The sequence below is a fragment of the Nocardia nova NBRC 15556 genome (assembly GCF_001613005.1).
Taxonomy (GTDB): domain Bacteria; phylum Actinomycetota; class Actinomycetes; order Mycobacteriales; family Mycobacteriaceae; genus Nocardia; species Nocardia nova.
On the sequence record NZ_BDBN01000010.1, the window covers coordinates 20,480 to 40,883 of the forward strand.

11 protein-coding genes are annotated in these 20,404 nt (G+C 67.7%); 5 read left to right on the plus strand and 6 right to left on the minus strand.

The window, feature by feature from the left end:
• Nucleotides 1–2: 2 nt before the first annotated feature.
• Entirely contained in the window at nt 3–1,259 is a 1,257-nt protein-coding gene (locus tag NN2_RS05460; protein ID WP_063910684.1) for a neutral zinc metallopeptidase, read from the plus strand.
• A 35-nt stretch (nt 1,260–1,294) separates the two neighbouring features.
• On the opposite strand, the gene NN2_RS05465 is transcribed toward NN2_RS05460, so the two are convergent.
• The 4 genes from NN2_RS05465 to NN2_RS05480 all read right to left on the minus strand — a co-directional run bounded on the left by NN2_RS05465 (nt 1,295) and on the right by NN2_RS05480 (nt 6,575).
• Nucleotides 1,295–1,981, minus strand: a complete 687-nt coding sequence (locus tag NN2_RS05465) for a TetR/AcrR family transcriptional regulator (protein ID WP_063010980.1) — start codon at nt 1,979–1,981, stop codon at nt 1,295–1,297.
• Nucleotides 1,978–4,239, minus strand: coding sequence for an MMPL family transporter (locus NN2_RS05470; protein ID WP_063010981.1), 2,262 nt, complete (start codon nt 4,237–4,239; stop codon nt 1,978–1,980). The genes NN2_RS05465 and NN2_RS05470 overlap by 4 nt, the downstream gene beginning before the upstream one ends.
• A gap of 89 nt (nt 4,240–4,328) precedes the next feature.
• Complete coding sequence (locus tag NN2_RS05475) at nt 4,329–5,639, minus strand: ammonium transporter (RefSeq protein WP_063011062.1); 1,311 nt, start codon at nt 5,637–5,639, stop codon at nt 4,329–4,331.
• Nucleotides 5,640–5,732: 93 nt separating this feature from the next.
• Nucleotides 5,733–6,575 carry a hypothetical protein gene (locus NN2_RS05480; RefSeq protein WP_227462884.1) on the minus strand — a complete coding sequence of 281 codons (843 nt, stop codon included), beginning with the start codon at nt 6,573–6,575 and terminating at the stop codon, nt 5,733–5,735.
• Nucleotides 6,576–7,010: 435 nt separating this feature from the next.
• On the opposite strand from NN2_RS05480, the gene NN2_RS05485 reads away from it, so the two are divergent.
• The 4 genes from NN2_RS05485 to NN2_RS05500 all read left to right on the plus strand — a co-directional run bounded on the left by NN2_RS05485 (nt 7,011) and on the right by NN2_RS05500 (nt 17,550).
• On the plus strand, nt 7,011–10,055 hold the full coding sequence (locus tag NN2_RS05485) for a DNA polymerase III subunit gamma and tau (RefSeq protein WP_082856754.1): 3,045 nt from the start codon (nt 7,011–7,013) through the stop codon (nt 10,053–10,055).
• 299 nt (nt 10,056–10,354) lie between these two features.
• On the plus strand, nt 10,355–11,566 hold the full coding sequence (locus NN2_RS05490; protein ID WP_063010983.1) for an acetyl-CoA C-acetyltransferase: 1,212 nt from the start codon (nt 10,355–10,357) through the stop codon (nt 11,564–11,566).
• Between the two features lie 38 nt (nt 11,567–11,604).
• Entirely contained in the window at nt 11,605–13,767 is a 2,163-nt protein-coding gene (locus tag NN2_RS05495; RefSeq protein ID WP_063010985.1) for a 3-hydroxyacyl-CoA dehydrogenase NAD-binding domain-containing protein, read from the plus strand.
• A gap of 198 nt (nt 13,768–13,965) precedes the next feature.
• Nucleotides 13,966–17,550: a serine/threonine-protein kinase gene (locus tag NN2_RS05500; protein WP_063010987.1), complete on the plus strand. Its 3,585-nt coding sequence runs from the start codon at nt 13,966–13,968 to the stop codon at nt 17,548–17,550.
• Between the two features lie 64 nt (nt 17,551–17,614).
• On the opposite strand, the gene NN2_RS05505 is transcribed toward NN2_RS05500, so the two are convergent.
• Nucleotides 17,615–18,934, minus strand: coding sequence for a class I SAM-dependent methyltransferase (locus NN2_RS05505; protein ID WP_063010989.1), 1,320 nt, complete (start codon nt 18,932–18,934; stop codon nt 17,615–17,617).
• Nucleotides 18,931–20,382, minus strand: a complete 1,452-nt coding sequence (locus tag NN2_RS05510; protein ID WP_063010991.1) for an FAD-binding oxidoreductase — start codon at nt 20,380–20,382, stop codon at nt 18,931–18,933. The genes NN2_RS05505 and NN2_RS05510 overlap by 4 nt, the downstream gene beginning before the upstream one ends.
• Between the last annotated feature and the right edge of the window lie 22 nt (nt 20,383–20,404).

Genomic DNA, 20,404 nt, shown 5'->3' on the forward strand with positions numbered 1-20,404 from the left:
CCATGCCGCAACCGCCGAGATACCCACCGCCGCACGGTGTTCCGCCGCACGGGCGCCCGCCTTACGGCCCGCCCGGGTACGGACCACCACCCGGATACGGCCCGCCGCCGGGGTATCCGCCGCCCGGTCCGCGACCACCGTACGGTGCGCCGCTGCCGCCGCCGGGTGCGTATCCGGTCGGTCCGTACGGCGGTCCGCCGTTGCCGCCGCCCGGCTATTACGGCCGTCCCTATCCGCCGCCGAGGTCCGGTGGCGGCGCGGTCGGTGCGGTCTTCGCCGTGCTGTTCGTCTTCGTGGTGGTCGGCGGCTTGGTCGCGTTCGCGACCATGGGAGGTCGTGACAATTCGTCGGCGTCGTCGTATTCGACGTCGGCGCCGAGTTTCACGTATACGACGCCGACGTGGGCCACGAGCACGAGCGACCCGACCGCGTCCAGTTCCGAGGTCACCACCTACTCCACCTCGGCTCGCGCCACCACCACCCGGGCCGCGACGCGAACCACGCGTGCCGCGCCGACGTCGACGAAACCGGCCGGACCGCAACCGGTTGTCGCCACCGCGAACAATCCGCTGTTCGGCGATCACGACTCCGGCCTGATCAATATCGAATGCGGTTATCCGCGTTGGGGTTCGAGTGTCGCGGCCGCCACCGCCTTCTTCAACGCCGAGAAGGACTGCCTGGACCGGATGTGGCAGCCGGTCCTGCAGGCGGCGAACCTGCCGTTCTCGAGTCCGACGGTCAGCGTGCCCGCGCGCGGTGTGGACGCCGTCTCGCCCTGCACCAGTTCGGGCGGCAATTACGCGGCGTTCTACTGCTCGACCAACAACACGATCTATATGCCGCTCGATCACCTGCAGGTCGAACAATTCGGCGACCAGGCCGAGATTTACGCCTCGGTGTTCGCACACGAGTACGGACATCACGTACAAGGGATCTCCGGCATCTCCGACAAGGAGAACAAGGATCGCTACGACGCGGGGGTGCGGTCCGCGGTCGGATTGGAGTTGTCGCGTCGCCTGGAGCTGGAAGCGCAGTGCTTCGGCGGAATGTGGGTAGGCTCATCGCAATTCGTCGGCTCGCTCACCACCGATCAGGTCGGAAGGATTCGTCAGACCAACTATCGTCGCGGCGACCGAGCGGGCGATATGCGCGATCACGGCACGCCCGACCACTACGGGGCGTGGTACGACCAGGGACACGACAACAACCGCACCTGGATGTGCAACACCTGGAACTCGCCGTCGGATTCGGTGTCGTGACCGGCGGCCGAATCCGGTCGGCGTGAGCGGTCGGCCTATCCCTGCTCCCGCAACTGCGCCAACCACCGCGCACCCTCGTCGGGATCCGGCGTTTCCCCGCCGATGACGTCCAGGACCGCATGCCCGAGGCAGGCCGCCGCCATGACCCGGTCGGCGACGGCTTCGGCGTCGCCCCACGGCAGATGGGGTTTGGCGATGAGCAGCGACGCGATGCCGTGGGCGGCGGCCCAGAGTTCGAGCACCAGCGGCATCGGGTCGCCGGGCGCGATCACGCCGGAGTCCATCGCCTCCTGTACCGTCTGCGAAAACCGTTGGAACGCACCACTACCCAGCACCACGTCCACCGCGGAGGGGCCTTCGCCGGGTGAGGCGGCGGTGGCGACTCGGTATTGACCGGGATGCTGCAAGGCGAAGCGCACATAGGCCAGGCCCTGCTGACGCATCCGGGACATGGGCGAGACGGTCGGGTCGCTCGCGGCGCCGATGGCCGCGTCGAGATCTTCGAACACCTCCGCCACCGCGGCATCGATGAGGTCGTCCTTGTCGGCGAAGTGGCGGTAGATCGACGGTGCGGTGACGCCCACCGACTTGCCGACCTCACGGATCGACACCGAATCGGCATTGCCGGTGCGAGCCAGCAACTCTCGTGTCGCGGCGAGGATTTCGGCGCGCAGCTCGGTACCGGAGCCGCGGGCGGAACGGGGACGGCTCGAACGTGTCACGGCCGCCCCGCCGGTTCCGGTTCCGCGGCGCGCTCCGGCGTCGCGGGCGTGGGATGTTCGGTGAGACCGAACCGCTCGTGCCAGCGTGCCAAGGGGCCTGGGGCCCACCAGTTTCCGCGGCCCATCAGCCGCATCAGCGCCGGAACCAGCAGCATGCGGATGACGGTGGCGTCGGCCAGCACGGTGATCGTGAGACCGAGACCGAACATCTGCATGAACGACACCTTCGCGGTGATCATGGCGCCCAGCACGATCGCCATCAGCAGGGCGGCCGCGGTGACGATGCGACCGGTCCGGGCGACACCGATGGCCACCGAACGGTCGTTGTCGGCGGCGGTGCGGTCGGAAGCCAGCCAGGCCTCGCGGATGCGGGAGAGCAGGAACACCTCGTAGTCCATCGACATCCCGAAGGCCAGGCAGAACATCAGGATCGGCATGGTGGGCACCAGGAAGCCGGTGGGCGTGAAGCCGAGCAGTCCGGAGAAATGCCCCTCCTGGAAGATCCACACCATCATGCCGAACATCGCGGTCAGCGACAGCGAGTTGATCACCACGGCCTTCAGCGGGAGCACCACGCTGCCGGTGAACAGGAACAGGACCACGAAGGTCGCCAGTGCGATCAGTGCGATCGCCAGCGGCAGCCGTTCTCCCAGGGCGTGCAGGGAGTCCATGTTCATCGCCGCGGCACCGCCGAACAGCGCCGGCGAGGGCGCGGGCACATCGCGCAATGCCTGCAGCTGATCCTTCGCCTGTTGGGAGTACGGATCGAATGTCGATGTGACGGTGAGATATTGGCCCGAGTCGCCGGCCATCCCCGGCGCGGCACCGCCCATCCGGGCGCCGGACACGTAGACGCCGCTACTCGACAGCACCGCGTTCACGCCGTCGACCTTCGACAGCGCCGTGGCGTAGCCGCTGATCGCCTGGGGTTCACTCGGCGCACCCGGCAGCACGATCGTCGTCCCGGTTCCGGAGTTCACGGCGGGGAATTCCGCCCGCAACTCGTCGCCGACCGCGCGGCTGGTCGATCCGGCGGGCAGCACCCGGTCGTCGGGATAGCCGAATTTCACCCCGAGGAATGGCGCGCCGACCGCGAGCAGCACCGCGATGATCGCGATGGAGACCGGCAACGCCCGCCGCATCACCCAGGTGACCGTGCGATACCAGCCGGACTCGTGCTCCGGTCGCGGTGCGGGCTCGGTGCGGCCGAACAGTTTCCGGATCGCCACCCGCAGATTCCAGGAATTGATCCGGTCCCCGAGCAACACCAGCGCCGCGGGCAGAATCACGATCGAGGCGATCGCCGCGGCCGCCACCACCGCGACCCCGGCATAGGCGAACGACTTCAGGAAGTACATGTCGAAGACGCTGAGCACCGCCAGCGCGAGCGCGACCGTCAGCGCGGAGAACAACACCGTGCGTCCCGCGGTCTGCACCGCGCGCACCGCGGCGGCCTCGTGGCTCGACCCCGCGGCCAATTCCTCGCGGTATCGGCTGACGATGAACAGGCTGTAGTCGATCGCCAAGGCCAGTCCCAGCGCGGTGGTCATATTCAGCGCGTAGATCGACACATCGGTGAAGAGGGTGAAGCTGCGCAGGATCGCGAGCGTGCACAGAATCGCGAAGATCCCGACCGCCAACGGCAGCGAGGCCGCGATCACGCTGCCGAACACCAGGATCAGCACGATCGCGGTGAGCGGGACCGCGATGCCCTCGGCCATCGCCAGATCCTTGGTGACCTGGTTGTTGACATCGTGGTAGACAGCGGCGATTCCGCCCGACTGCACGGTGACACCCGGCGTGGAAACGGGCAGGGAGCTCGCGATCGCACCGGCGGCGCGCTGGGCCTTGTCGTCGCCCCCGGTGAGATAGGCCATGACCAACGCGCTCTTACCGTCGGTGCTGCGCAGTGCGGCGGCCAGCTGCGGTGGACTGGTCCAATACGAGCGGACGCCGACGGTGTCGGAGCGACTGCCGAGCCGGGCGACGATGTCGGCGCCGGCCGAGCGGGCCGCGGCCGACTCCACGCCCTCGTCGGCGTGCACCAGCAGCACCAGATTGGGCTGGGCGCCGTTGAACTCGTCGGCCACCAGTTGTGCCGCGCGGGTGGATTCGGCCTTGTCGGAGGTGAATCCGCCGGCTTGCAGGTGGGCGGTGACCGTGGCGCCGAAGCCGCCGCAGAGCAGCGCCAGGGCGAGAGCGGCGAAGAGCACCCGTTTCGGGTACCGGGTGGCGAGCCGTGCGATGCGGGTCAGCATGAGTGCTCCTCGGGCGGCCGGCATTGGGTAACGGTGTTAGCGTAACGCCGTTACCCTAGCTGGCCGCAAGAGGAGAGCCGGGATCGGTGTCAGCGATCCCCGTCACCGGCGGGTCGCTCACCGCCGTTGTGCGGATGATGACCGAACAGCCCGCGCGGGGCGTGGCCGTGCACGCCCTCGACATAGGCGGTCTCGGCGTGCAGGGCGAAGTCGATGCCGCCGACCTCGTCCTCCTTGCTGACCCGGAAGCCCATCACGCGATCGATGACCTTGCCGATCAGATAGGAGACGCCGAAGGCCCACAGCGCGACCACAACGACGCCGACCGCCTGCTTTCCGAGCTGGGCGAGTCCGCCGCCGTAGAACAACCCGCGCGATCCGCCGGTCATCACCCGGTTCGCCAGCACACCGATCAACAGGGTGCCGACCACGCCACCGGTGAAGTGCACGCCCACCACATCGAGCGAATCGTCGTAGCCCGCCTTGAATTTCCAGCCGACCGCGAAGGAGCAGACCACACCGGCCGCCAAGCCCACGATCACCGCGCCGAGGGCATTGACCGAACCGCACGAGGGCGTGATCGCGACCAGACCGGCCACCGCGCCGGAGGCCGCGCCGAAGGTGGTCGGGCGGCCGTCGCGGATCTGCTCCACGATCAACCAGCCGAGCATGCCCAGACAGCCCGCGACCAAGGTGTTCAGGAAGACCGCGGCGGCCAGTCCGTCGGCCTTGAACGCGGATCCGGCGTTGAAGCCGAACCAGCCGAACCACAGCAGTCCGGCGCCCAGCAACACGAACGGCAGATTGTGCGGGCGCATCGCGTCCACCTTGAACCCGATCCGCGGTCCCAATACCAGCGCCAAGGCGAGAGCCGAAGCGCCGGAAGCGATTTCGACCACCAGACCACCGGCGAAATCGAGCACGCCGAAGGAAGCCAGCCAGCCGTTCGGGCCCCATACCCAGTGCGCGATCGGAGCGAACACCACCAGCGCCCACACCGGTACGAACACCATCCACGCGGAGAACTTGGCGCGATCGGCGATGGCGCCGCTGACGAGCGCGACGGTGAGGATCGCGAAGGTCAGTTCGAAGGTCGCGTACAGCAGTTCCGGAACGCCGCTGCGCACGGTGCCCGGGGTGATGCCGGTCATCGCGAAATGCTCCAGCCCGCCGATGAATCCACCGCCGGCGTCGTCACCGAAGGCCAGGGTGTAACCGAACAGCAGCCACACCACGGTCACCAGCGGGATGGAGATGAAGCTCATCATCAGCATGTTCAGCACGCCGGTCGTGCGCACCATGCCGCCGTAGAAGATCGCCAGGCCGGGGGTCATGAGCAGGACCAGCGCGGTGCTGGTCAACAGCCACGCCGTGGCGGCGGGGTCGATGGTCGGGGGCACGGACAACTCCTTTTCCACACGCGTTCGCGTGGCAAGAAACTACCGAACCCCTCGTGTCGGGCCGATGAGCGAGTCTGGTACTTCCGTTCGGATTCAATTCCCGCGCTTGCGAGCCCGCCGGGCCAGCGCGCGCCGGCCACGGTCCCCGGGGACCGGCAGATCGTCCTCGAGCGCGACCCATTGCGCGGTGACGAGCCACTGCTGCTGGGCGCGGGCGTCGGCGGTATCGTTGAACACCCGCCGGCCGCGGTCGTCGCGCAGCTCGTGCGCGACAACCGACCAGCGCGGCGGGCGGCCGTGGGTGGTGCGGTAGGTGTCCAGGAACTCGGCCACGAGGGTGCCGATGGTGTTGACCGGGCGCAGCGACACGCGGTTGCCGTATTTCGCCGAGTGGAAGCGCCGGGCCGCGCACAGCGAACGCGGCGTGGCGTCGAAGGCGATCCACCCCGCGCGCTGCGCCCGTTCGATGAGCCACAAATGTTTGACCGCATTCGGGGCGATATCTCCGACGCGTTCGCGGATCAACGTCATCACCGGTTCGGCGGCGAGAATATCGCGGCGGGTCGGGCCTGTCGCGTGGGTGTGCCAATAGTTCTGGGTCAGCTCGGCGAGCGTGCGGCCGAATTCGTCGATACTGCGCTGCGCGCGCCGGCCCAGCCGTTCGATGCGTTCGGCCTCGGCGCGTATCCGATTCTGTGCGATCAGGGTGTGAATGGCCGGCATGGTGGGAACCTGGCCGCGGCCCAGCAATTCCAGAATGGCGCCCGCGGTGACCGGATCGGCCGCGGCGGAAACCGGAAGGGAATCGCGGTTGCGAGCGAAGTCGCGGGGGCTGATGGCGCGGCTGAGCAGATCGGTGGCGGTCCGGTCGCCGGCGAAATCGGTATGTGAGAGCCAGGCGGCGGCGATGTCGTCACACGACGGCACGGTCGTCATTACCCGTCATTACCTCCGAAACGGGCCGGATGTTGTTGTGCCCCGGTCGGGATGAGGGACCGACCGGGGACACCAACCTGATGAAGGTTTGGCTACCGAAGTTGCCGAAATCAACGGTAGTCAGCAGAGCGGATCGGGCGCTAACCGGGTGACGGAATCGTTACGTCCATAATTTCGGGCGCAAACGGGGCGCGTGTCCGAAAGCTTTCGTTACTCGACGGCCCGCAGACGAAATCGGCAGAACATTCACACCGTTTCCGATTTCCGGGCGCGAACCGATTGTTGACCAGGTCGGTTGTCCGCGGTGAGATCGGACGAAAAGAATGCTTGTGATGTAGATCATAGTTTATTCATGCCGCCGAACGCTTCGGCGGGTGGGGTGGATACCGGGTGCGCGAATGGTTCCCTGTCGGTGTCCGCCGGTACCCTCGGGCCGTGGCTCTGTACCGGAAGTATCGACCGGCATCCTTCGCCGAGGTAGTGGGGCAGGAGCACGTCACCGATCCGCTGAGTACCGCGCTCGACACCGGGCGGATCAGTCATGCCTACCTGTTCTCCGGCCCGCGAGGTTGTGGCAAGACGTCCTCGGCGCGCATTCTGGCGCGCTCGCTGAACTGCGTCGAGGGTCCGACCTCGCGACCGTGCGGGGTGTGCCCGTCGTGCGTCGCGCTGGCTCCGGGCGGGCCCGGCAATCTCGACGTGATCGAACTCGACGCCGCCAGCCACGGCGGCGTGGACGACACCCGCGAGCTACGCGATCGTGCGTTCTACGCGCCCGCGGAATCGCGCTACCGCGTCTTCATCGTGGACGAGGCGCATATGGTCACCACGGCCGGATTCAATGCGCTGCTGAAGATCGTCGAGGAGCCACCGGCCCACCTGATCTTCATCTTCGCCACCACCGAGCCGGACAAGGTGCTGCCGACCATTCGCTCGCGCACCCATCACTACCCGTTCCGGCTGCTGCCGCCGGCCACCATGCGCGGGCTGCTCGGCAAGATCTGCGAGCAGGAACAGGTGCAGGTCGAGGAATCGGTGTACCCGCTGGTGATTCGGGCCGGCGGTGGTTCGCCACGCGACAGCCTCAGTGTGCTCGACCAGTTGCTGGCCGGAGCCGGCCCCGAAGGTGTCACCTATCCCCGTGCGCTGGCGCTGCTCGGCGTCACCGATATCGCGCTGATCGACGAGGCCGTCGACGCGCTGGCCGCCGACGACGGCGCGGCCCTGTTCGCCACCGTCGACCGAGTGGTGGAGGCCGGTCACGATCCCCGCCGCTTCGCCACCGACCTGCTCGAACGCATCCGCGACCTGATCCTGCTGCGCGCGGTTCCCGATGCCGCCGAGCGCAATTTGGTCACCGGCCCCGGCGATGTGATCGACCGGATGGCGGACCAGGCCGACCGGATCGGCCCGGCTACCCTCGCCCGCTACGCGGAGCTGCTGCACGAGGGCCTCGGCGAGATGCGCGGCGCCACCGCGCCCCGGCTCCTACTGGAGGTGGTGTGCGCCCGCATGCTGCTGCCCTCGGTCTCGGAGGCCGAATCGGCGGCGTTGCAGCGACTGGAACGGCTGGAACGGCGGATGGAATCCGGCGGTGTCCCGGCCGCCGGGCCCGCCGCGGCGCCACAGTCGTCCGCTGCTCCCGCCGCCGCGCCGGAGTCCTCCGGTGGCGCGGGCCGGCCGTCCGGTGAGCCACGTCGCCGTGGCGCCGAAGCGCTGGCCGCGATGCGGGGGAAGAAGAGTGCGCCGCATCCGGCGCAGCGGGCGCAATCGCCGACCGGCCCGCAATCATCGGCGCCGCCGCAATCCCAGCAGGAGTCGCAAGAGCAACGGCCCCAAGGACTTTCGGCCGATTCGCACGGTGCGGCCCCGGTCGGTGGCCCGTCCTCGGATGATCGGTCCGCACCCGGTGCCGCCGATGTTCCGGCGACCGGTGAGCAGGTCTCCGCGCCCGGCTCCACAGCGTCCGCTGAAGCCGGATCGGCCGACCGTGAAACCGGTCGTCAGGCGTCGACCGGTACGGATGGGGACGAAAAGGCCACGGCGACAACCGCTTCCGACCCCACTGCGGGCAGTGCCGATCGGGGCGTCGAGTCGGGACCGGACGCCGGATCTCACCCTGGCGCGCAGTCGGTTGTCGATACCGAGCGACATACGGGTTCCGCGGAGTCCGCTCCCGATCGGAGCGCTGCCGCAGCCGAATCGGTCGCCGTCGATCGGCCGTCCGCTGCAGATCACGTCGCCCAGCCGGAATCGCTCGACGTGTCGCATCCCGAACCTGGTAGCGCGACCTCCACTGCCCGCCGAAGCCCGGCGTCGCCCGAATCCGATGAGGGCGCTCACGAGGGGCAGGACGCCGCGGCTTCCGGCTCGGTCGTGGACGGACCGGAGGTAGGAGGTCCCGCGGGCTCGGCCACGCCCACCGTGAGGTCCCTCGAGCCCGATAGTGACTCGGATCCCGCCGGTCGGCCGAGGAGTTCCGCGGGTTCGAACGGTCCGGATGCCGGCGCGGGTCCCGATTCCCGCGGTGCCGAGTCCGAGTCCGCCCCCGCTTCCGGCGATGATGCCGGTGCTGCCCGAGCTTCCGTCGCCGAACCCGCTGCGGCCGCCGGCCCCGGGTCGCGGGATGCGTCGGGCGCGGCGGTGGACCGCGCCGCAGATGATGCGACCACGGAACCGGTGGCCTCGCCCGCCGATACGGGTGGGGACGTTCTGCGGGAGATCGAGACCGCCTGGGCCGATATCCGGGCCAAGGCGCGAGAGTCGAGTGCGGCCTTGCCGGCGCTGCTCTCGGGTGCGGTCGGGGCCGTCCGCGTCGAGGACGACACGATCGTGTTCGCGCATCCGCATGCTCCGCTCGCGCAGCGTCTGTCGATCCCGCAGAACATCGACGCCGTCCGGGCCGCGGTGCACGCGGTGATCGGCCGGCAGTACGGCGTGCGGTGGGAAGTCGGGTCGGGTGACACCGGTGGTGCGCGTGCCGGTGGTGCGGCCTCGGAGCGTTCTGCCCGCGGCGGCGCGGAACCGCCGGCCGGCCGGGGTGCGGGCGGGGGCAACCCCGGGCAGCAGCAACCTCCGCGATTCGTCCGGCCCAGCCAGAACCAGGCGCAGCCGGCGGACGGCGATGCGCGCGGCGGTCAGACCGACACCAGGGGCGCCGCGGCCGATCGGCGCGACAGTCAGGGACAGGGCCAGCGGCGGGAATTCCGCCCGCCGCGCAGTGCCGGTGCCGCCGACCGAGCGGCGCCGGACGACGATATTCCGCCGCCCGAGGCGCCGGACCTTCCGGACGATCCCGGGCCGCCGGACTACTCGCCGGTAGGTTACGACGGTGTCCCACCTGCGTTGACGCCGGAAGAAGAGCAGGAGATGCTCGCGGAATCGGCGCGACCGGTCCCCCCGGAACAGCGCCGCGACCCCGATGAGGTGGCCTTGGAGTTGCTGCGAACTGAGTTGGGTGCCACACATCTGGGTGGTTGACAGCCACCTGCCGGAATACGTTAAGTTAACCGGAGTTCGCATCCCGCTGTACTATGAACGGGTGGTCGTCAGCATCGGTGCTACGAGGTTCTATGGTATGCCCAGGCATACGGGCGCCCCGGGGCCTCGTAGGTCGATGCATGTCGGCGTTTGTACAGCGTTATGCGCTCGGCGGACTTGTGGAGGGAACCGTGTGTGACCTCCCGGTTCGCCGGTGTGGTGTGCCTGCGGGCTCGCCGGGATCGAACACGGTCGGTCGGATGGCCGGTCGGCACCTTTAAGGAAGGAAACACTCCGATATGACCACAGAGGCCTACATTTTCGAGGCCATCCGCACCCCGCGCGGCCGCAACAAGAAGGGCTCGCTGCACTCGGTCAAGCCGATCGATCTGACGACCGGTCTGGTCCAGGAGCTGCGCAACCGCTTCCCGAACCTCGACGAGGATCGCATCTCGGACATCATCCTGGGTGTCGTGTCGCCGATCGGCGACCAGGGTGCCGACATCGCCCGCACCACCGTGCTGACCGCGGGCCTGCCCGACACGGTCGGCGGTGTGCAGATCAACCGCTTCTGCGCCTCCGGCCTCGAGGCCGTGAACATGGCCGCGCAGAAGGTGCGCTCCGGCTTCGAGGACCTGGTCCTCGCCGGTGGTGTCGAGTCGATGTCGCGCGTCCCGATGGGCTCCGACGGCGGTGCGCTGTTCGCCGACCCGGCCACCAGCTACGACCTCTACATCGCGCCCCAGGGCATCGGCGCCGACCTGATCGCCACCATCGAGGGCTTCACCCGCGAGGACGTCGACAAGTTCGCCGTGCGCTCGCAGGAGCTCGCCGCACAGGCGTGGTCCGGCGGCTACTTCGCCAAGTCCGTCGTGCCGGTCAAGGACATCAACGGCCTGACCGTGCTCGACCAGGACGAGCACATGCGTCCCGGCACCACCGTCGAGGATCTCGCCAAGCTGAAGCCGTCCTTCGCGGGCATCGGCGAAATGGGTGGCTTCGACGCCGTCGCGCTGCAGAAGTTCCACTACATCGAGCAGATCGACCACGTGCACCACGGCGGTAACAGCTCGGGCATCGTCGACGGCGCCGCGCTGGTGCTGGTCGGCACCGAGGAGGCCGGCGCCGCTTCGGGTCTGACCCCGCGCGCCCGCATCGTCGCCACCGCCACCAGCGGCGCCGACGCCACCATCATGCTCACCGGCCCGACCCCGGCGGCGCACAAGGCGCTGGCCAAGGCCGGTCTGTCGGTCGAGGACATCGACCTGTTCGAGATCAACGAGGCCTTCGCCTCGGTGGCGCTGAAGTTCCAGAAGGATCTGAAGATCCCGGACGAGAAGCTGAACGTCAACGGCGGCGCCATCGCGATGGGCCACCCGCTGGGCGCCACCGGCGCGATGATCACCGGCACCATGGTCGACGAGCTGGAGCGCCGCAACGCCCGCTACGCCCTGGTGACCCTGTGCATCGGCGGCGGCATGGGTGTGGCCACCATCATCGAGCGCGTCTGACGCCCAACCCTTCACATTCTCCAGGAGAACGAAAAACTATGACAGAGAACATGATCGGCTGGGAAAAGGACGCCGACGGCATCGTCGTGCTGACCATGGACGACCCGAACCAGGGCGCCAACACGATGAACGAGCTCTACAAGAGCTCGATGCACGCCACGGTGGACCGCCTGGTCGCCGAGGTCGACGACATCAGCGGTGTCGTCATCACCTCCGCGAAGAAGACCTTCTTCGCCGGCGGTGACCTCAAGAACATGATGAAGACCACTCCGGAGAACGCTCCGGACATCATGGAAGAACTCACCAGCATCAAGGCCGACCTGCGTCGCCTCGAGACCCTGGGCAAGCCGGTCGTGGCCGCCATCAACGGCGCCGCGCTCGGCGGTGGCCTGGAGATCGCGCTGGCCACGCACTACCGCATCGCCGCCGACGTCAAGGGCGTGCAGATCGGTCTGCCCGAGGTCTCGCTCGGCCTGCTCCCGGCCGGTGGCGGTGTCACCCGCATCACCCGCATGCTCGGCATCGCCGACGGCCTGATGAGCGTGCTGTTGCAGGGCAACAAGTTCACCGCGCAGAAGGCCAAGGCAAAGGGCCTGATCAACGAGGTCGTCGGCAGCGTCGAGGAGCTCGTCCCGGCCGCCAAGGCGTGGATCAAGGCCAACAAGGACAACGCCGAGGCCGCCACCCAGCCGTGGGACCGCAAGGGCTTCAAGATCCCCGGCGGCTCGCCGTCGAGCCCGGCGCTGGCCGCCAACCTGCCGGCCTTCCCGGCCAACCTGCGCAAGCAGCTCAAGGGCCAGAACATGCCGGCGCCGCGGGCCATCATGGCCGCCGCGGTCGAGGGCGCGCAGGTCGACTTCGACAACGCGTCGCTGATCGAGTCGCGCTACTTCGTCTCGCTGCTGACCGGCCCGGTCGCGAAGAACATGATCCAGGCGTTCTTCTTCGACCTGCAGGCGATCAACAACGGCGGTTCGCGTCCGAAGGACGTGCCCAAGCGTGAGATCAAGAAGATCGGCGTGCTCGGCGCCGGCATGATGGGCGCGGGCATCGCCTACGTCTCGGCCAAGGCCGGCTACGAGGTCGTGCTGAAGGACGTCTCCCAGGAGAACGCCGACCGCGGCAAGCAGTACTCGGTGAAGCTCGAGGAGAAGGCGCTCTCGCGTGGCAAGACCACCGAGGAGAAGTCCAAGGCGCTGCTGGATCGCATCCACCCGACCGCCGATCCCCAGGATCTGGCCGGTGTGGACTTCGTGATCGAGGCCGTGTTCGAGAACCCCGACCTGAAGGCCAAGGTCTTCCAGGAGATCGAGGACGTCGTCGACGCGGACGCGCTGCTGGGCTCCAACACCTCCACCCTGCCGATCACCCTGCTGGCCAACGGTGTGAAGCGGGCCGAGGACTTCATCGGCATCCACTTCTTCTCCCCGGTCGACAAGATGCCGCTGGTGGAGATCATCCGTGGCGAGAAGACCTCCGACGAGGCGCTGGCCCGGGTGTACGACTACACCCTCGCGATCCGCAAGACCCCGATCGTGGTCAACGACAGCCGCGGCTTCTTCACCTCTCGCGTCATCGGCACGTTCATCAACGAGGCCATCATGATGCTCGAGGAGAACATCGACCCGCAGACCATCGAGCAGGCCGGTCTGCAGGCGGGCTACCCGGCCGCGCCGCTGAAGCTGAGCGACGAGCTCAACTTCGAGACCATGCAGAAGATCTTCAAGGAGACCAAGGAGGCCGCCGAGAAGGACGGCATCGCGATCTCCGCCGCTTCGCTGGCCTCGGGCCGCGTGGTCGAGACCATGATCGACAAGTTCGATCGCAAGGGCAAGCTGCACGGTGCGGGCTTCTACAACTACGCCGACGGCAAGACCGCCGGTCTGTGGGAGGGCCTGCGCGACGCCTTCAACTCCAAGCGTGAGCTGCCCGAGGGCGTCACGCTGCAGGATCTGAAGGACCGCATGCTGTTCATCGAGGCCATCGAGACCCAGAAGTGCTTCGACGAGGGCGTGCTGACCAGCACCGCCGACGCGAACATCGGCTCGATCTTCGGTATCGGCTACCCGGCCTGGACCGGTGGTGTGCACCAGTTCATCGTCGGCTACCCCGGTGGCACGGAGGGCTTCATCGCCCGTGCCGACGAGCTGGCCGCGAAGTTCGGTGAGCGCTTCCAGGTGCCGGACTCGCTGCGCAAGTAAGGTTCTCGCCACGCCGAGATGCTCTGCGACGGCCCGGATCACGTTTTCGCGTGATCCGGGCCGTGTGCTGTCTCGTCGCCTTCACCCGCGTGTCCGCTGCCGATGGAAACGGTCGCGAATCGAAGCGGGCGGAACTGTGTCCGGATGCGCACCGACCGCGCTACGTTGGAATGAGGGCGGAACGTTCGAGGTGGCCAGATGAATCCACAGACGGGCAAGGTCCGCAGCGACGACGATCCCGCGGCGGACTCGGAGGCAGCCGCGGGGGCGAATACCCAGCGCTACCAACCGATTCGCATCGCCGACGAACTCGAGGCGATGGGGTTGTTCGATGCCCAGGAGATCGGGCGCGGCGGTTTCGGGGTGGTCTATCGCTGTGCGCAGCGGGCGCTGGATCGCGTGGTGGCGGTCAAGGTGCTGTCCTCGGAGATCGACGAGGAGAGCCGGGAGCGGTTCCTGCGCGAGGAACATGCCATGGGCCGGCTGTCGGGCCATCCGAATATCGTCGACGTCCTGCAGGTCGACGTCACGCCCAGCGGCCTGCCGTTCATCGTCATGCCGTTCGCCGCGCACGGCTCGCTGGAACAGCTGATCCGCGATCACGGCCCGCTGAGCTGGTCGGATTCGCTGCGGGTCGGTGTGAAACTCGCGGGCGCGATCGAGAGCGCACATCGTGTGCACGTCCTGCATCGGGATGTGAAACCGGCGAACGTGCTGCTGAGCCGCTACGGCGAACCACAGCTCACCGATTTCGGCATCGCGCGCATTCCGGGTGGTTTCCAGACCTCGACCAGCATGATCACGGGATCACCGGCCTTCACCGCGCCCGAGGTGCTCAAGGGTGAGGAACCGACCGTTAGGTCGGATGTGTACGGTTTGGGCGCAACCCTGTTCGCGCTGCTGACCGGGCACGCCGCCTTCGAACGCCGCTCCGGCGAGCGCGTGGTCGCCCAATTCCTGCGGATCACCACTCAGCCGGTCCCGGATCTGCGCGAACAGGACATTCCAGCCGATGTGGCGGGCGTGATCGAACAGGCCATGGCCCAGGATCCGGCCGATCGCCCGGCCTCCGCCCTGGAGTTCGGGCAGGAGATGCGCGCGGTGCAGATCGCGCACGGCGAATCGGCCGACGAGATGGCTCTGCTCGACGGCGAAACGACCGACGGCCGCACCGCCGCCACCGAGGCGCCGCCCCACCCGATCACCTCGCGTCGCAGCCGCGCGGTCCTGGGCCTGCCCGCGCTGCGCGCTCCGGGGGCGCCCGCCCTCGCCCCGCCCGCGACGCTACCGCCCACGGCCGCAACGAAATTCCGTCCGCCGACCCCGGCCCGCGAGCCGATTCCCCGGCCGCGGCTGCTCGATATCCTGCGCACGGGTGGCCGCCGCCGGCTCGCCGTGATCCACGGACCGGCGGGCTTCGGGAAAAGTACGATCGCCGCCCAGTGGCGCTCCGAACTCACCGCCGACGGCATCGCGGTGGCGTGGATCGGGATCGATCACGACGACGACAACGAGGTGTGGCTGCTGGCCCATCTGATCCAGGCCATCCGGCGAGTGGCGCCGGATATCGGTTCCGGGCTGGCGGAGGTGCTCGAGGAGCGCCCCGCGGAGGCGGTGCCTTATGCGATCTCCACCCTGATCGACGAGATCCACAGCGGCGGGCAGGTCGTCGTGGTGGTGGTGGAGAACTGGGATCGGGTCTCCGACGAGGGCGCGCATCGGGTGATGGATGCGTTGCTGGAGAACGGATGTCACCATCTGCGCTTCGTGATCACCACCCGCGAGCAGTCCGGTCTGCCGCTGAGCCGGATGCGGGTATGCGACGAGCTGGTCGAGATCGGCAGCCACGAACTGCGGCTGACTCTCACCGAGACCCGGCAGATCTTGCTGGAGCGCAACAAGTTTCCGCTCACCGACGAACAGGTCGAACAGATCCACGCCGCCACCGACGGGTGGCCGGCGGCGATCCAGCTGGTCAGCTTGTCGCTGCGCGGAGCCACCACGGGCGCGCCCGTGGATCCGGCGCAGCTGATCGCCCATCTATCCGGCGGAAACCACGCCATCCGGGAGTATCTGGCCGAGAACGTGCTGGCGGGGCTCGAGCCGCGCATGCTCGAATTCCTGATGTCGATCTCGGTCGCGGAGAAGCTCAACGGCGGGCTGGCCGCGGCCCTCAGCGGTGAACCCGATGCCGAGCAACTGCTGGAACAGGCGCAACAGCGCGAGCTGTTCGTCACCCGCGTCGAACACGACCCGGGCTGGTTCCGGATCCAGCCGCTGTTCGCCGAGCAGTTGCGTGCCCGGCTCGACCGGGTTCATCCCGGAAAATTGAAATCGTTGCACCGCAAGGCATCTCGCTGGTACGCCGAACATCAGCAACTGCGCAAGTCGGTCGATCACGCCCTGGCCGCCACCGATCTGAAGATGGCGGTGGATCTGGTCGAGAACGGCGGCATGGACCTGATCGACACCTCGCGCCTGGCGACCCTGCTCGGCACGGTGTCGAAACTACCTGTGCAGCAGGTGACTTCGCGGTCGAAGCTGCTGATGACGCTGGCGCGCGCCAATATCAATCTGCAACAGTCCGGAGCGGCCCGCACGGCGCTGGGACGGCTGTCGAATATGCTCGCCCGCAGTTCGCCCTCCGATGCCGATGCCACCCGGCAGCGCTGTGAGGCCGCGGTGCTGTCGGCCGCCGACCTGGTGGCCCGCGACCGCACCGACGGTGTGCTCGAGAAGGTGCTGCCGTGTCTGGAGGAGCCCGACGAGCTGCCGCCGTGGACGGTGTCCACCGCCGCGAATCTGGTGTCGTTCGTGCGGCTGTGCGACTTCGATTTCGACGGCGCGCTGGCCATCCAGGACTGGGCCGCGCCCTATCACAGCAGGTCCAAGGATCCGCTCGGGGTGGTGCTGGGTCTGCTCAATACCGGCGCGGTGGCCTACGAGAAGCTCGATATCGACACCGCTACACGGTGTTTCGAGAAGGCCTGGCAGATCGGCCGGGAGCGCTCGGGGCCGCGTTCGCATGCCGTGCGGGTGGCGGCGGCGCTGCTGGGGGAGCTGAGGTATCGGCGCGGTGATCTGGAGGCTGCGGATCGGCTGCTCGAGCAGAGCCACCAGTTGCCGGCGCGGATCGGTGCGGTGGATTTCATGATCACCACGTTCGTGGTCGGTGCGCGGGTCAAAGCGGTGCTCGGCGATACCGAAACCGCGCGAGCCCGGCTCGACGAGGGTGCGCGGATGGCGGCCGAACGCAAACTTCCGCGCATGGCCGCCCATATCCGGGCGGAACGGCTGCGGTTGGGCCTCGTCGAGCCGCCCGCGGGGCCGGAGCCGCCCGCTCCGGTGCTGCGCCAGTCCGCCGGTACGGTCGCCCTCACCGCGGAGGCCGAGGAGGTCGCGGCCGTGCGCGTGCTGCTGGCCCGGCACTATCGCGGTCTGGACGGGGCGAACGTGGCGGCCGAGGGCCTCGAATCGGCGGTGAAACGGGCGCGCGCGCTCTACGGCCGGATGGTCGAACAAAACCGTCCCCGTGCGGAATTGGATGCCGCGCTACTGCTGGTCGAATGCCTGTCGGTCGCCGGCTGGAACGGTGAGGCGATCACCTCACTGCTGCCGGCGCTGGACCGCTGTGCCCGATTGGGCTGGACCAGACCACTTCTCGACGCCGGCCCGGAATTGAGCTATCTGCTGCATTCACTGCGTGACGACATGCTGCTCGCCGGGGAGGGCACCGGATCGTTCGATATTCCGCGGCCGTTCCTGAACGCACTGCTGCGCTGAGAACGCCGGCGGGCCGGATTCGTCGCCACGAATCCGGCCCGCCGGCAACATATTTCGCGCCGAATCAGGCGTTCCACCAGGGGCGCAGCGGCACGTCCCAGGTCTGCTTGTCGCCGAGCTTCATCCCGAGCACCTGGTGCAGCTGCACCACGTTGCGCTCGAAGCCCAGCTGGGAGCCCGCCATGTACAGGCCCCACACCTTGGCGGTGCCCTCACCGACCTCCGCGACGCACTCGTCCCAGTTCGCGACCAGGTTCTTGCACCATTCGTGCAGGGTCAGCGCGTAGTGCGGGCGCAGATTCTCCTCGTGCACCACCTCGAGCCCGATGTTCTGGATATCGGTGATGATGCGGCCCGAACCGATCAACTCGCCGTCCGGGAAGACGTAGCGGTCGATGAAGTCGCCGGCCTTCGTCGTGCGGGTGTTGTCGGGGCGGGTGATGCAGTGGTTCAGGAACAGGCCGCCGTCGCGCAGCTTGCTCTTGATGAAGCCGAAATAGCTCGGGTAGTTCTGCACCCCGATGTGCTCGGTGAGACCGATCGACGACAGCGCGTCGAAACCGGTTTCGCTGATGTCGCGGTAATCGCTGTGGCGGACCTCGGCCAGTTCCTGCAGACCCTCCTCGGCGATCTTGGCCTGCGCCCACTCGGCCTGTTCCTTGGACAGGGTGGCGCCGATGACCTTGACTCCGCGCCGGGCCGCGTAGCGGACCATGCCACCCCAGCCGCAGCCGATATCGAGGAGTCGATCGCCCTCCTTCAACCGCAGCTTCTCGAACACCAGGCGGTACTTGTTCTCCTGGGCCTCTTCGAGAGTCTGGTTCTCGTCGGCGTAGCAGGCGCAGGTGTAGGTCATCGAGGGGCCGAGGACCAGCTCGTAGAACCGGTTCGACACGTCGTAGTGATGGTGGATCACCTCGGCGTCGCGGTTCTTCGAATGCCGCAGGCCTTCCAGCGCGATGCGCCGCCAGCGCGGCAGCGTTTCCTGCGGCGGCGGCGCGATCGGCTTGAGGGCGTCCCAGCCCAACGAGCGCGCGATGGTGACGAGTGCCAGCGCCGACGGGCGCCGGAACTTCAGGTCGGTCATCGCCTTCAGGATGTCGTACGGGTCACCCGGGTGGACGCCGTCGACCGCCATATCGCCGGAGATGTAGGCCCGCGCCATGCCGAGATCGCCCGGTGCGGTAGCGATGTAGTTGATACCGCGCGGGGTCGTGATCTCGAGGCTGAACTTCGAATCGTCGGGTCCGGTGCTGCTGCCGTCGTAGGCGGAGAACCGGATCGGGACGCCGCCGTCGACGAGCGTCTCGAAGATTTCGGCAATGCTGAGTTTCGTTCCCAGCTCCGAGAACGGGGGCAGCTGGGAATCCTTGAATGTCGTCACTTGCGTTGCACCGCCTTCGAATACAAATCCAGCAAACGATGATCGGGGTCGTATCGTTTCTTCAGATTCGCGTAGTGATCGCCTCCGTAGAGGCGCGCGAAATCGTCTTCTGCGTAGTAGGAATCCGAGTAGAGGGACTTGTGGCCGTCCAGGCGGGCGACCTCGTCCTCGATCGCGCGATTGGCCGCACCCTCGATCTGCCCGGGCTGCTTCGGCACCGCCGACCAGAAACCGACATTGACGTAGGTGCGATCCGGTTCCAGCGGATACAGCGGCCACGGACGCGACGGGTCCTCGGGTTTTCCCGGCACTTCCGCACTGTCGCGCAGCCGGAGCGGGCACAGCCACAGCGGTTCGATCGGAATTTCGCGCAGGAACCAGTGCAGGAATTCGGCGGTGCGCTCGATCGGCACCTCGATATCCTGCACCACGCGCTCCTGCGGCGGATTTCCCTTGCGTGCCTGGAGCTTGTCGCCGATGTCGTATTTGTGGTCGAGCGCGATCAGCTTCCAGTAGAAGCTCGAACGGCGATACCGCTTCGGCCAGAACCGGCGGATCTTCGGATTCTGGGTGCCGAATGCCCGTGAGCACCAGAACCAGTCGGTGTCCCAGCGCCACAGATAGTCGTGGATGGTCAGCCGGTCGCGTTTGGGCTCGGCGCTGTCGTGCCGCAGGGACTGGTAGTAGATATCCATCCCGGTGTAGTCGCTGACCGAGCCGGGTTCGTCGGTCTGGCGGCCGAGGACGAGATAGCTTTCCTCGGCGGTGAATACCGCGCCGTCGAGATAGTCGACCCGCTCGCCGTCGTAGCTGCGGTCGGTGACGATCTGCGCCATCACGGCTTCGAGTTCGCGCAGATCGTGGAAACGGACGTGGCGCAGTGCCACATACGGCTGCACCGATTCCAGCTCAATCTTCAGGCGCGTCGAATAACCCAGCGTGCCATAGGAATTCGGGAACCCGCGGAAAAGGTCGGCGTATTCGCCGTCCGGGGTGGCGGTGATGATCTCGCCCGCACCGGTCAGCACATCGATCTCGAGTACGGATTCGTGTGGCAGACCATTGCGGAAGGACGTCGATTCGATTCCCAGACCGGTGACCGCGCCACCCAGCGTGATCGTCTTCAACTGCGGAACCACCAAGGGCGCCAGGCCGTACGGCAGGGTGGCGGCGACCAGGTCCTCATAGGTGGTCATGCCGGCCACATCGGCGGTCTTCGCCTGGGGGTCGACAGCGATCACCCGGTTCAGACCCGAAACATCCAGTCCAGGTGCGGGGTTCTTCGCCCGGGCGCGAAACAAGTTCGACGTCTTTTTCGCCAACCGCACGTTGGCATCCGAAGGAATCGCACGATAGCTGGCGAGCAGACGCTCGACACCTTCTCGGTGCGCGGCAAAACCTGATTCGCGTGCGGCCGGCGCGCGGCCGGCCTTCCCCAACAGACTCACTGCCACCCCCTGACGCTATCGC